Origin of the sequence: Nisaea sp. (assembly GCF_040217065.1) — a bacterium.
Classification (GTDB): Bacteria; Pseudomonadota; Alphaproteobacteria; order Thalassobaculales; family Thalassobaculaceae; genus Nisaea.
This window is the reverse complement of sequence record NZ_JAVJNX010000005.1, coordinates 599,666-611,448: the sequence shown is the minus strand read 5'-3', so window position 1 is coordinate 611,448 and position 11,783 is coordinate 599,666. Positions and strand designations below refer to the sequence as shown.

12 protein-coding genes are annotated in these 11,783 nt (G+C 62.4%); all 12 read right to left on the bottom strand.

Annotated features, from left to right (window positions below; translation table 11 throughout):
* Positions 1 to 50: 50 nt before the first annotated feature.
* Complete coding sequence (locus tag RH950_RS07565; protein WP_350055296.1) at positions 51 to 782, bottom strand: isoprenyl transferase; 732 nt, start codon at positions 780 to 782, stop codon at positions 51 to 53.
* A gap of 3 nt (positions 783 to 785) precedes the next feature.
* Positions 786 to 1,346, bottom strand: coding sequence for a ribosome recycling factor (gene frr / locus RH950_RS07560; RefSeq protein WP_350055294.1), 561 nt, complete (start codon positions 1,344 to 1,346; stop codon positions 786 to 788).
* Positions 1,347 to 1,348: 2 nt separating this feature from the next.
* A complete protein-coding gene (pyrH, locus tag RH950_RS07555) occupies positions 1,349 to 2,098 on the bottom strand; it encodes a UMP kinase (protein WP_350055292.1) in 750 nt (249 codons plus the stop codon).
* Positions 2,099 to 2,138: 40 nt separating this feature from the next.
* The gene (gene tsf, locus RH950_RS07550) at positions 2,139 to 3,062 is read right to left on the bottom strand and encodes a translation elongation factor Ts (RefSeq protein ID WP_350055291.1); all 924 of its coding nucleotides are present in this window, start codon (positions 3,060 to 3,062) and stop codon (positions 2,139 to 2,141) included.
* Positions 3,063 to 3,218: 156 nt separating this feature from the next.
* On the bottom strand, positions 3,219 to 4,049 hold the full coding sequence (rpsB, locus tag RH950_RS07545) for a 30S ribosomal protein S2 (RefSeq protein ID WP_350055289.1): 831 nt from the start codon (positions 4,047 to 4,049) through the stop codon (positions 3,219 to 3,221).
* Between the two features lie 171 nt (positions 4,050 to 4,220).
* Entirely contained in the window at positions 4,221 to 4,895 is a 675-nt protein-coding gene (nthA, locus tag RH950_RS07540) for a nitrile hydratase subunit alpha (RefSeq protein WP_350055287.1), read from the bottom strand.
* Positions 4,892 to 5,206 carry an SH3-like domain-containing protein gene (locus RH950_RS07535; RefSeq protein ID WP_350055285.1) on the bottom strand — a complete coding sequence of 105 codons (315 nt, stop codon included), beginning with the start codon at positions 5,204 to 5,206 and terminating at the stop codon, positions 4,892 to 4,894. Before RH950_RS07535 ends, nthA begins: the two co-directional genes overlap by 4 nt.
* A complete protein-coding gene (locus RH950_RS07530) occupies positions 5,206 to 5,565 on the bottom strand; it encodes a nitrile hydratase (RefSeq protein ID WP_350055283.1) in 360 nt (119 codons plus the stop codon). Before RH950_RS07530 ends, RH950_RS07535 begins: the two co-directional genes overlap by 1 nt.
* A gap of 71 nt (positions 5,566 to 5,636) precedes the next feature.
* Positions 5,637 to 6,305 carry an O-methyltransferase gene (locus tag RH950_RS07525; RefSeq protein WP_350055281.1) on the bottom strand — a complete coding sequence of 223 codons (669 nt, stop codon included), beginning with the start codon at positions 6,303 to 6,305 and terminating at the stop codon, positions 5,637 to 5,639.
* Entirely contained in the window at positions 6,302 to 7,843 is a 1,542-nt protein-coding gene (locus tag RH950_RS07520) for a M81 family metallopeptidase (RefSeq protein WP_350055279.1), read from the bottom strand. Before RH950_RS07520 ends, RH950_RS07525 begins: the two co-directional genes overlap by 4 nt.
* A 71-nt stretch (positions 7,844 to 7,914) precedes the next feature.
* Entirely contained in the window at positions 7,915 to 8,223 is a 309-nt protein-coding gene (locus tag RH950_RS07515) for a hypothetical protein (protein WP_350055277.1), read from the bottom strand.
* A gap of 13 nt (positions 8,224 to 8,236) precedes the next feature.
* Positions 8,237 to 11,734, bottom strand: a complete 3,498-nt coding sequence (gene dnaE / locus RH950_RS07510; protein WP_350055275.1) for a DNA polymerase III subunit alpha — start codon at positions 11,732 to 11,734, stop codon at positions 8,237 to 8,239.
* Between the last annotated feature and the right edge of the window lie 49 nt (positions 11,735 to 11,783).

Here is an 11,783-nt window from a genome sequence, read left to right as displayed (position 1 = left end):
GCCGGCAGCATCGGGCGCCGGGTCATTGTCTGTGCCCGGCATGCCCGGGATCAGCCGACGGCGGCGCCGAAACGCCGGTCCCGCTGACAGAATTCATCGATCGCCTGCGCCAGTTCCGCCTTGCCGAAATCCGGCCACAGGGTCGGCAGGAAAACATATTCCGAATAGGCGCACTGCCAGAGCATGAAATTGGAGATCCGTTTCTCGCCGCTGGTCCTGATCAACAGATCCGGATCCGGAATATCCGCGGTTTCCAGGGCCTCCCCGAAAACCTGCTCGTTGATCTGGTCCGGCTTCAACGTCCCGTCAGAGACCATTTCCGCCAGCCGGCGCGCGGTTCCGGCAATTTCGTCCCGGCCGCCATAACTGAGGGCGATGGTGAGGACGAGCCGGTCGTTTTCCGCGGTCAGGCGCTCGGCCTGCTCGATCAGGCTGACGATATCGCGGTCCAGCCGGGCACGGTCGCCGATCACGCGGAACCGGACACCTTTTTCATGCAGCTCCGCGATCTCGCTCTTCAGATACCGCCGCAGCAATCCCATCAGGTCGAGGACTTCCACCTTCGGGCGTTTCCAGTTCTCCGAAGAGAAGCCGAACAGCGTCAGGTAGCCCACACCGAGGTCCATCGACGCCTCGACGGTACGGCGTACCGCTTCCGCGCCTCGCTGGTGTCCGACGGTTCGCGGCAACCCGCGTGCGTTCGCCCAACGGCCGTTGCCATCCATGATGATGGCGACATGACGCGGATGCTTCGGTTGTTGTTGTGCGTCAGATTCAGCCATCGATCAGACCTGCATTATCTCCTTTTCCTTGGCACTCAGCGCCTCGTCGATGCGGGAGACGAACTTGTTCGTCATATCCTGCACCTCTTCTTCGTAGAGGTGGCGCTCGTCCTGGGAAAGGTCTCCGTCTTTTTCGGCCTTTTTAAGGCTGTCCATGCCGTCACGGCGGACATTGCGCACCGCAATCCTGGCCGACTCGGAATATTTGGCGGCAACCTTGGCAAGCTCGCCGCGCCGTTCTTCGGAAAGGTCCGGCAAGGGAATACGCATCAGCTGACCGTCGACCTGCGGATTCAGACCGAGATCGGATTCCCGGATCGCCTTCTCGACCGCCTTCGCCATGGTCTTGTCCCAAACCTGGACGGTGAGCATACGCGGCTCCGGCACGCCGACTGTCGCGACCTGGTTGATCGGCATCTTGGCGCCGTAGGCGTCGACCATGATCGGCTCGAGCAGATTGACCGAGGCCCGGCCGGTCCGGAGGCCCTGAAATTCCTTTTCCAGGGCGGAAAGCGCGCCTTCCATCCGGCGCTTCAGATCGTCGAGATCGGGTCCTTCAGACATTTCTATTCAGCCTTCTCGCTTATGATTGTGAAGGTACCGCGTCCGCGGATGACATCTGCAAAAGCTCCCACATTCTCTATCGAGAAGACAAGAATGGGAATGTCATTCTCGCGGGCAAGCGAGATCGCGGAAGCGTCCATGACCCTGAGGTCCTTCGACAGCACATCCATGTAGGTCAGCTGATCATACCGCACCGCGTTCTTGTCCAGTGCGGGATCGGCGTCATAGACACCGTCGACCTTGGTCGCCTTCAGCATCGCATCGCAGCCCATTTCGGAGGCCCGCAACGCGGCGGCGGTATCGGTCGTGAAAAACGGATTGCCGGTACCTGCGGCAAAGATCACCACGCGGCGCTTTTCCATGTGCCGCACGGCACGGCGGCGGATGTAAGGCTCCGCCACGGCGGAGATCGGCAGAGCGGACAGCACCCGGCTGGGAACGCCTATACCTTCAAGGGCACTCTGCATGGCGAGGGCGTTCATCACCGTCGCCAGCATGCCCATATAGTCGGCTGTGGCCCGCTCCATCCCCTTGGCCGCTGCCGAAACACCCCGGAAGATGTTCCCGCCGCCAATGACGACGCAGACTTCGCCGCCCAGGTCCCAAACGGATTTGATCTCGTTCGCGACCTGGGAGACCATATCGGGGTCGAGGCCGTAGGCCCGTTCGCCCATCAGGGCCTCACCCGAAATCTTCAACAGAACCCGCTTGTACCGGGGAGGATGAGGCTCCTGAACTTGTTCGATTGCCATCACGTGCTCTCCCCGTCTGGTTTAAGGTTCCGTTTTCCGATCAGCTGCCCAGTGTGGCGGCCACTTCGGCAGCAAAGTCTTCTTCTGCTTTTTCGATGCCTTCGCCAAGCACGAAATGGCGGAAGCCGACCAGTTTGACGTCGGTGCCGAGTTCTTTCGCAACGTTCTCGATCACCTTGGCGACCTTCGTCTCGTTGTCGATCACGAAGGTCTGCTCAAGCAGCACGACTTCCTGATAATACTTGCGAATCCGGCCCTCGACCATCTTCTGGGCAATCTCTTCGGTCTTGCCTGAGGCCTTCGCCTGGTCCACCAGAACAGCCCGCTCGCGCTCGACCAGTTCCGGATCGAGATCATCGACAGAGACGCTCTGCGGGGATGTCGCGGCAACATGCATGGCGATCTGCTTGCCGAGTTCGGCCAGCTTCGCCGCATCGCCGGTCGATTCCAGTGCAATCAGCACACCGATCTTGCCGAGGCCCGGCACGACCGCATTGTGGACATAAGGCACAACCACGCCATTCGCGACGGAGATGGTCGCGGCGCGGCGGATGTTCATGTTCTCGCCGATGGTGGCGATATTGTGGGTGAGCTGCTCCTCGACGGTGCGGCCGGTATCCGGATAGGCGATGCTCTTCAGCGCGTCGACATCGTCTCCCTTGGTGAGAGCGATATCGGCAAGCGTGGACACGAAGCCCTGGAAGTCGGCATTGCGGGCGACGAAGTCGGTTTCCGCATTGACCTCGATGAGCGCGCCCTTGGTCCCGTCGGTCGCGACCGCGACCAGGCCTTCGGCGGCCACCCGGCCGGACTTCTTGGCGGCGGCGGCAAGACCCTTGGTCCGCAGCCAGTCGATCGCGGCTTCGATATTGCCGTCGGTTTCGCCAAGCGCCTTCTTGCAATCCATCATGCCTGCGCCGGACTTCTCGCGCAGTTCCTTAACCATCGCAGCGGTGACAGCCATCGTCTTCCTCTTTTCGTTGCTCGTGCGACCCGCGCGCCTACATGGCGCAACAGGTCTGTCAGACAATCGTAACTTTTCGACCCCATCTCGTAACGGCGGCGGCTCCGCCTGTGCGTGCCGCCGCTGTCACAATCAGGACTTGCTCGCCCCGGCGCTTCAGGCGCTCGCGGTTTCCGTCGCAGCAGCATCGGCAGCCGGCTCGGGAGCAGCTTCAGCAGCCGGAGCTTCCACGGCGGCTTCCACCGCAGGCTCGACCGGAGCTTCTTCCGACTCGCCGACATCGGCGCCGGAAGCCATCATTTCTTCCTGCAGACCGGCGAGAACCGTATTGCCGACCAGCTCGCAATAAAGCGCAACGGCGCGCATCGCGTCGTCGTTACCGGGAATCGGGTAGCTGATGCCCTTCGGATCGCTGTTGCTGTCCAGGACGGCCACGACCGGAATACCCAGAGTGTTGGCTTCCTGAATGGCAAGCTGCTCCTTGTTGGTGTCGATCACGAACATGATGTCCGGAAGGCCACCCATTTCCTTGATGCCGCCGAGGGAGCGATCAAGCTTCTCGCGCTCGCGGGACAGGTTGAGCTGCTCTTTCTTGGTCAGACCCTGCATGCCCTGCTCGAAACGCTCTTCCAACTCTTTCAAGCGGCGGATCGAGTTGGAGATGGTCTTCCAGTTGGTCAGCATGCCGCCGAGCCAGCGGTGATTGACGTAGTACTGACCGGTCTTGGACGCGGTCTCTGCAATCACGTCGGACGCCTGGCGCTTGGTGCCGACCATGAGCACGCGGCCGCCGGACGCGGTGACGTCGCGGATCGCGGACAGGGCGCGATACAGAAGCGGAACCGTCTGCTGCAGGTCGAGAATGTGAACATTGTTGCGGACGCCAAAGATGTACTCTTCCATCTTCGGGTTCCAGCGGCGCGTGTGGTGGCCGAAATGGACACCGGCTTCAAGCAGCTGGCGCATTGTAAACGTGGGAACGCTCATCTTTCCGTCTTTCTCCGGTTATGCCTCCACGGGTTTTGCCCGGGCACCTGCCCGGACACCGGAGCGCTGTGCCGGGATGTCTCCCCGACACCGCGCACACCCGTGTGCGTGATGAATGCGCGGTTTCTAATGTCTACGACGGCTAATTGCAAGGGGGAACAGCAGCAATTCTCAGACCGTGACCTCTGTCACGCCGATCATCGAATCCCGGTGCACCAGGGCGGCAAGCGCTTCCTCGCTCATGCCGTCCGTACCCTCGGGCCGCATCGGCAGGACCATGTAGCGCATGTCCGCCGTGCTGTCGTGCACCCGCACTTCCCGATTATCGGCGATCTCCGTGCCGAATTCTCGCAACACCGCACGCGGCTCGCGGACGACGCGGGAGCGGTAGGAGCGGCTCTTGTACCAGTCCGGCGGAATGCCAAGGATCCAGCGCGGGTAGCAGGAGCAGAGCGTGCAGACGACGACATTGTGCACCTCCGGCGTGTTCTCCAGCACGATCAGCTTCATCGGGCCGATATCGTGCCCGACCTCGGCGATCGCCTCCTTCGGGCTTTCGATCAGCCGCTTCTTGAAATCGGGATCGGTCCAGGCCCGCGCGACCACAAGGGCACCGTTCGCCGGACTGCGGGCATCCATCGCCTCGACCTCGGCGCGTATGTCGTCCGCCGTCACCAGGCCTTTGTCGATCATCAGCTCGCGCACCGCCTCTTCCATCAGGCGGTAATAGGTCATGCTGTCATCCTGGTCCGCCCGGTGCGGATGGTGATGCTCCGGATCGTAGGGATGCATATGGTCGTGGTCATGATGGTGATGATGACCGTGATCGTCATGCCCGGTGCTCATGCTGCCTCTCCTTCAGATCCCTCGGCCCGGTCGAGCCAGAACTCGAAGATCTCGATGTCGATTTTGTCGTCCTCATGGCCCTCGTAATCCGACCAGATGTCCTTCTGGCGGAAGCGCACCCGGTAAAGCGGGATTGTCGGCGTGCCTTCGCGACCGAACGCCAGCTCCTCCGGATTTCTGAAGGCGCCGCAGATCCGCTCCACAATACCCGCATGCCCACGCACATAATACGGCGTGCGGATGTGGCTCGGCGGGGTCGGCGGGAACTGCTTGTGGACCCGTACCCGGTCCCCGACGGCGAAACGTGTCATCAGCACCCTCCCCCGGCACTGCCTTCCGGCATCACGCCATCCGGATAGCGGGCCCGCACCTCTTCCATCTTGGCGCCGAGCTCATCCGCGGTGAACACGCCCCGCTCCAGCAGGGTGTTGGTAACCGAGGAAATCCAGCGCTCATAATAGGTCATGTCGTCATAGGCGCTTGGCGGCAGGGCCTCGATGCCCTTGCGCAACTGATCCACCGTCATCAGCTTCAGCCGGTTCGTGCAGATCATCATCAGGGCATCGACCCGCTTTTCCCAGAGCGCGTAGTCATGCTCTGCCCGGTCGATATCGCCCGCCGGCAGGCCGCCCATGTCGTGATGGCCGCGCGCGGTAAAATCCCGTTCCATCGCAGCGTCTCCCTCTCAAAATTCAGAGGCCATGCTGGCCAATGTAAGCACGGACCGCAAGCCCATCCGGATCACGGTTTGACGAGGCAGATGGCCAGCCCGTCATAGCCTTTCGAGCCGACGATCTGCAGAGCCGTCGCATCCACCCGGGGATCGGCGCTGATCATCGCGATGACCTTGCGCACGCCCTGAACATCCCGGTCCGCGGTTGCGGCTTCCAGCACCTGGCCGCCGCGGACCACATTGTCGACCAGGATCACGCCGCCGGGCCGGACGAGCTTCATGGCCCATTCGAAATAACCGGGATTGTTCTGCTTGTCCGCGTCGATGAAGGCGAGATCGAACGGGCCAACGCCATCCGCTTCGACACCCGGCAGACTGTCAAGCGCCGCGCCGACACGCACCTCGATCCTATCCTGGTACCCGGCGTCCCGAAAGTTGGCACGCGCCACCTCGGCATGCAACGGCTCGAATTCAAGTGTCACCACTCTGCCACCCGACGGAAGCGCGCTGGCGAACCAGAGCGTGCTGTATCCTCCGAGCGTGCCGATTTCGAGCACCTTCCTGGCACCGGTCATCCGGGTCACCAGATGCAGGAACTTACCCTGATTGGCCGAGACGCTGATGGCCGGCAGGTTCGACGCGTCGCTTGCATCCAGCGCCTTCTGAAACCCGGCCTGTTCCGGGACCAGTTCGGCGGTGAAATAGGCGTCGACTGCGTTCCAGGTTTCCTGGCTCATGCCATGCTCCGATCCCAGGTCGCTGCGTCACCATCGACGGGAAAGAAGGGGCGCTGCATGTATTTCCAGTCAAAATTGGCAAGGTTCGGCGAGGTCAGCCCAGGCACATCCACTTCCACGATCCGCTCCGGCGGGAACATGTGGGCGTAGCCGGCCCGGAAATGCCCGCGCGACTTCACCACGATGCAGCGCTCTGCAGATGCGTCGATACCGAACGCGGTCAGGTAATCCGGGGACAGACACTGGGTCCGCTTGGTGATGCAGACAATCTTGATGCCGCCGACTTGCAGCACCGCCGTATCCCCGAGATCTGTCGTCTTGCCCGCGACCATGCCGTATTTCCCGACGAAGATCCCGTCGGCGAGATGCAGCACCTCCGCCGTCACGTCGAGCATGTCGGAGAAACTGTTGTCCTCCTCGCTGTTCAGCGTGACGTCGATCGTCGCACCCACACCGGCGGCTTTCGCCTTCCGGACCGCGGCCGGGTCGAAGAACACCGCGAAGGTGCAGCCGGTCACACCGGCATCGAGGAAGGCCTTCAGGATATAGGTCGTGTTGCCGCGCCCGCCGCCGCCGGGATTGTCCGCCGGATCCGCAAACAGCATCGGCGCGCGGGAGGTATCGGCGCTGACGGTCTTGGCCAGGGCAGCGGCGTCTGCCAGGGAGGTCATCGTCGGAACGTAGCGGTGATGATCGTTCCAGGCGGCTTCCGCCAAATCGGTGGCCACACGCTTGGCGTCTTCGGCGTCGCCCCGGGTCGTGACGATCACCGTCATGCCGTTCTTCGGTGTATCGCAGAAGGCGAAACCGGACAGGCAGGTCACGTTCATAACGCTGGCATCGAGCTTGGTCTGGCCGAGCCGGATCAGGTCGCCATACGGATGTCCTTCCGCCGTCAGCTGGGTGACGGACGGCGCCACAAGCGGCAGACGGATGCGGTAGGACACGGTCTCGACCCCGCCGAACATTTCCAGCATCGCCTTGGCCGCCTCGCAGCCGCGCTCATACAGATCGACATGCGGATTGGTGATGTAACCGATCATCAGATCGGTCGCCTCCATCATCTCCTCTGAGACATTGGCATGCAGGTCGAGTGTCGCGATCACCGGCACATCCGGGCCGACAACCGCGCGCACCAGCTTGAAGACCTCCCCGTCCGGGTCGTGGGTGTGGGTTGCGCAGGCACCGCCATGCTCGCAGATATAGACGCCATCAACCGTGCCGCCGGCTTCCAGATCCGCTTTCAGCTCCGCCAGGAACTCGTTGAAGAACTCTTCCTCGACCGGCCCTGCAGGGCAGGAACCGATCACCAGGGCCGGTACCGGCTCCCACCCGGCGGGGCCGCCGAATGTCTCGTCCATGATGTCATAAAAACCGCAGATCCCGAGATGGATCGAGGGATGCTCCGCGCGCGCCTGGCGGTCGATATCGGCGCCCTTGAACCACATATTCTCTTCGAAGTCGGGACGGGAACAGGGGGAGGCGAAGCGATTGGATTCAAGGTTGAATCCGCAGATCGCGATACGTTTCTTGCTCATGAATATCGGGTCCGGCGGTGGTGGAGTGTCAGAGACAGGAAAGGCAGCCTAGGACGGGCTGCCCCGACTGCCTACCCCCCGAACGTGATTTGTGAATTGCAGAAATCCTGCAAATCGGGAGCAAAGCCCTCAAAGCAGCTGCCGCGCTCGACGAAACAAAGCTCCACCGACCGTTTTCTGTTGGCCTGCTGGTCCGCGAGATTGAGCAAATTCTGCAGATCCATGCCGAACCGGTGTTGTTCCAGCCTGCGTTCCGCCGAAAAACACCGCCCCGTCAGGGTGTGTTCCTCCCAAAGCGTATAGAGCCCGTATCCGGCGCAGAAAGTGATGGCGACGCCGCCGACCAGAAACAAGACCCTCTGTACAAGCGCATCAAACATCACTGGCTCCGGATCAGATATCCCGGGCGTCGACGATGCCCGGCAGGGATTTGATCGCGGCCCGGAAGTTCGGCGATATCGAGTAGGTCCTGGCCAGTGCCACTTCCACCTCCTCGTCATCCGTGTCGACCACCAGCTTGACCTTGCCCCGTCCCGGCTTCTCCTTCGAGATCATCTCGCAGATATGGGGAATAGGATCCTTGTCGCGGAGATAGATCTTCAGCCCGGCAGCCGTCCCGGAGACCGACTTGTCCAGCGCCTCGATGCGGGAGACGGTGAGCCGGATGCCCTCGTCCTCGATCTTCGCATCGGCCTTGACCAGCACGGACTGGCCCGCCTCCAGCAACTCGCGGCTGACCGCCAGCACCTCGGAGAAAACGGTTACTTCCGTGACCCCCGCCTGGTCGGTAAGCTGGACGAAGGCATAGCGGTTGCCCCGGCTCGAGGTCCGGATGCGGGAGCCGACGACGATGCCGGCGATGTTGATCCGGGCCGAATTGCCTTTTGCCTTCACCGTGGCGACGATCTGATCCGAGCGGACCACGCCCAGCCTTTCAAGAGAGGCGCCATAGGCGTCGAGCGGATGGGCCGACAGGTAGAAGCCGATGGCGTCGAACTCTTCCTTCAGCCGTTCCATGGCCGGCCAGTCAAGCCGGTCCGCAAGCGCGATGTCCGGCTCGGATTCCGCGGACGGACCACCGAACAGACTGACCTGGTCCGAGCTGCGTTCCGCCGCTGCCGCATTGGCATGGCGCATGATTTTCTCGACGCTCTCGAACAGCTGTGCCCGGTTCGGCGTCAGGGTGTCGAAACCACCGGCGCGCACCAGGTTCTCCATCAGCCGTTTGTTCACCACCGAGCCGTCAATCCGGCTGGCAAACTCGCTGATCGACTTGTAGGGGCCATTCTCGGTGCGCTCCTTGATCAGCGCTTCCATGGCGTTCTCACCGACATTCTTGATCGCGGTCAGGGCATAGCGGATCGCGAGTTCACCTTCCGGCCCGATTTCCGGCACGAAATCGACAAAGGACTTGTTGATGTCCGGCGGCAGCAGATCAATGCCGAGGCGCTGGATCTCCTGGCGGAAGACATTCAGCTTGTCGGTGTTGGTCATGTCGTAGGTCATGGAGGCGGCCAGGAATTCGACCGGATAGTTCGCCTTCAGATAGGCCGTGTGGTAGGCGACCAGCGCATAGGCGGCAGCATGGCTCTTGTTGAAGCCATAGCCGGCGAAGGCGGCGATCTGGTCGAAGATCTCGGATGCCTTCTCGGCCGGCACATTCTGCTCTATCGCCCCGCTCACGAAGGTCTCGCGCTGGGCGTCCATCTCTTCCTTGATCTTCTTGCCCATGGCGCGACGCAGAAGGTCGGCGCCGCCGAGCGTGTAGCCGGACAGCCGCTGGGCCGCCTGCTGCACCTGCTCCTGGTAGATCATGATGCCGAAGGTTTCGTTCAGCACCGGCTCCAGCACCGGATGCATGTAGTCCGGCTGTTCCAGCCCGTGCTTGCAGGCGATGTATTTCGGGATGTTCGCCATCGGACCGGGACGGTACAGGGCGACGAGCGCGATGATGTCCTCGAAACGGTCAGGTTTCATCCGGCGCAGCACGTCCCGCATGCCGGTACTTTCAAGCTGGAACACGCCGGTCGATTCCGCCCGTCCCAGCATGGCGTATGTCAGCGCATCGTCGAGCGGGACCTTCGAGAGATCGAGGTCAATGTCCCGCCGCTTCAGCAGGTCGACCGCCGTCTGCAGCACCGACAGGGTCTTCAGGCCGAGGAAGTCAAACTTCACCAGGCCCGCCTGCTCGACCCACTTCATGTTGAACTGGGTCGCCGGCATGTCCGAATTGGGGTCCTGATAGAGCGCAACCAGCTCATGCAGGGGTCTGTCACCGATCACCACGCCGGCAGCGTGGGTCGAGGCGTTCCGGTACAATCCCTCCAGCTGCAGGCTGATCCGGATCAGGTCACCGACCTCTTCATCCTCTTTCTGCAGGCGCCGCAGCTCCGGTTCGACCTCCAGAGCCTCGGCGAGCGTCACCGGATTTGCCGGATTGTTCGGCACCAGCTTGCAGATCCGGTCGACCTGGCCGTAGGGCATCTCCCGCACCCGGCCGACATCGCGCAGGGCCGCGCGGGCCTGGAGCTTGCCGAAGGTGATGATCTGGGCAACCTTGTCCCGGCCGTAGCGCTGCTGGACATATTCGATGACCTCGCCGCGACGGTCCTGACAGAAGTCGATATCGAAGTCAGGCATCGAGACACGTTCCGGATTGAGGAAGCGTTCGAACAGCAGCCCCCAGCGCAGCGGATCGAGATCTGTAATCAGGAGCGAATAGGCCACGAGAGAGCCGGCGCCGGAACCGCGGCCCGGACCGACCGGGATATTCTGTTCCTTGGCCCAGCCGATAAAATCCGCGACGATCAGGAAATAGCCCGGGAAGCCCATCTGCTCGATCACCCCGAGCTCGAAATCGAGCCGCTCGTGGTAAGGCTTCGCCGCCTCCGCCTTGGTCGCCTCGTCGGTCCCCTCGGCAAAGACATGGGCTTCCAGCCGTTTCCTCAACCCCTCCTCGGCCTGCGCCCGCAATTCCTCCGCCTCGTTACGGCCGCCGACCGTGGCAAACGGCGGCAGGATCGGGGCCAGGCTCTCAGGCATGAAGCTGCAGCGGCGGGCAATCACCAGCGTGTTGTCGACCGCCTCCGGCAGATCGGAGAACAGCTCCCGCATCTCCTCGGCGCTCTTGAACCGGTGGTGCGGCGTCACATGGCGGCGGTTCGGATTGCCGATCACCGTCCGCTCGGCGATGCAGAGCAGCGCGTCATGGGCCTCGTACATGGCCTCGGTCGCGAAGAAACATTCATTTGTCGCGACCAGCGGGATGTCATGCTTGTAGGCGAGATCGAGGAAGGGAGCCTCCGTCCGCCGTTCGGATTCGAGAAAATGACGCTGGATTTCCATGTAAAGCCGGTCGGCGAACAATGCCTTCAGATCAAGCAGCGCCGTCTCGGCCTCTTCCGCCCGGTTATCCAGAAGCAGCCGACCGATCTTGCCGGCCGGCCCGCCGGTCAGCGCGATCAGCCCGTCGCTCCGCCCCTCCAGGTCACCGAAGGGCACCTGCGGAGACTCACCGGGTTCGGTCTTGGTAAAGGACCGGCTGATCAGGTCCATCAGGTTGCGATACCCCGCATCCGTCTGGGCAATCAGCACGATCTGGTCGGTCTGGTTCGGCGTATGGGCCGTGCCGCCGACAACCTTCAGGCCGCTGCGCGGTTCCAGATCGTCCCGGCGAATGGCGAGCTGCGCGCCGATGATCGGCTGCACACCGGCAGCCGAGGCAGTGACCGCGAATTCCAGCGCGCCGAACAGGTTGCCGCTGTCGGTCATCGCCACCGCCGGCATTGCATTCCGGGCCGCGAGCGAAACCAGCTCCTTGCCCTTGATCGCGCCCTCGGCAAGCGAATAGGCGGAGTGAACGCGCAAATGAACGAAATCGGCGTGCGGCATGGGGCCCCCGGACAGTACAGGCGGGAAGTGTTTCACAGGGCAGGACAAG

Coding starts and splice junctions, on each gene's coding strand:
- RH950_RS07565 (WP_350055296.1), bottom strand. CDS start 782: ATGGCTGAATCTGACGCACAACAACAACCGAAGCATCCGCGTCATGTC.
- frr (WP_350055294.1), bottom strand. CDS start 1,346: ATGTCTGAAGGACCCGATCTCGACGATCTGAAGCGCCGGATGGAAGGC.
- pyrH (WP_350055292.1), bottom strand. CDS start 2,098: ATGGCAATCGAACAAGTTCAGGAGCCTCATCCTCCCCGGTACAAGCGG.
- tsf (WP_350055291.1), bottom strand. CDS start 3,062: ATGGCTGTCACCGCTGCGATGGTTAAGGAACTGCGCGAGAAGTCCGGC.
- rpsB (WP_350055289.1), bottom strand. CDS start 4,049: ATGAGCGTTCCCACGTTTACAATGCGCCAGCTGCTTGAAGCCGGTGTC.
- nthA (WP_350055287.1), bottom strand. CDS start 4,895: ATGAGCACCGGGCATGACGATCACGGTCATCATCACCATCATGACCAC.
- RH950_RS07535 (WP_350055285.1), bottom strand. CDS start 5,206: ATGACACGTTTCGCCGTCGGGGACCGGGTACGGGTCCACAAGCAGTTC.
- RH950_RS07530 (WP_350055283.1), bottom strand. CDS start 5,565: ATGGAACGGGATTTTACCGCGCGCGGCCATCACGACATGGGCGGCCTG.
- RH950_RS07525 (WP_350055281.1), bottom strand. CDS start 6,305: ATGAGCCAGGAAACCTGGAACGCAGTCGACGCCTATTTCACCGCCGAA.
- RH950_RS07520 (WP_350055279.1), bottom strand. CDS start 7,843: ATGAGCAAGAAACGTATCGCGATCTGCGGATTCAACCTTGAATCCAAT.
- RH950_RS07515 (WP_350055277.1), bottom strand. CDS start 8,223: ATGTTTGATGCGCTTGTACAGAGGGTCTTGTTTCTGGTCGGCGGCGTC.
- dnaE (WP_350055275.1), bottom strand. CDS start 11,734: ATGCCGCACGCCGATTTCGTTCATTTGCGCGTTCACTCCGCCTATTCG.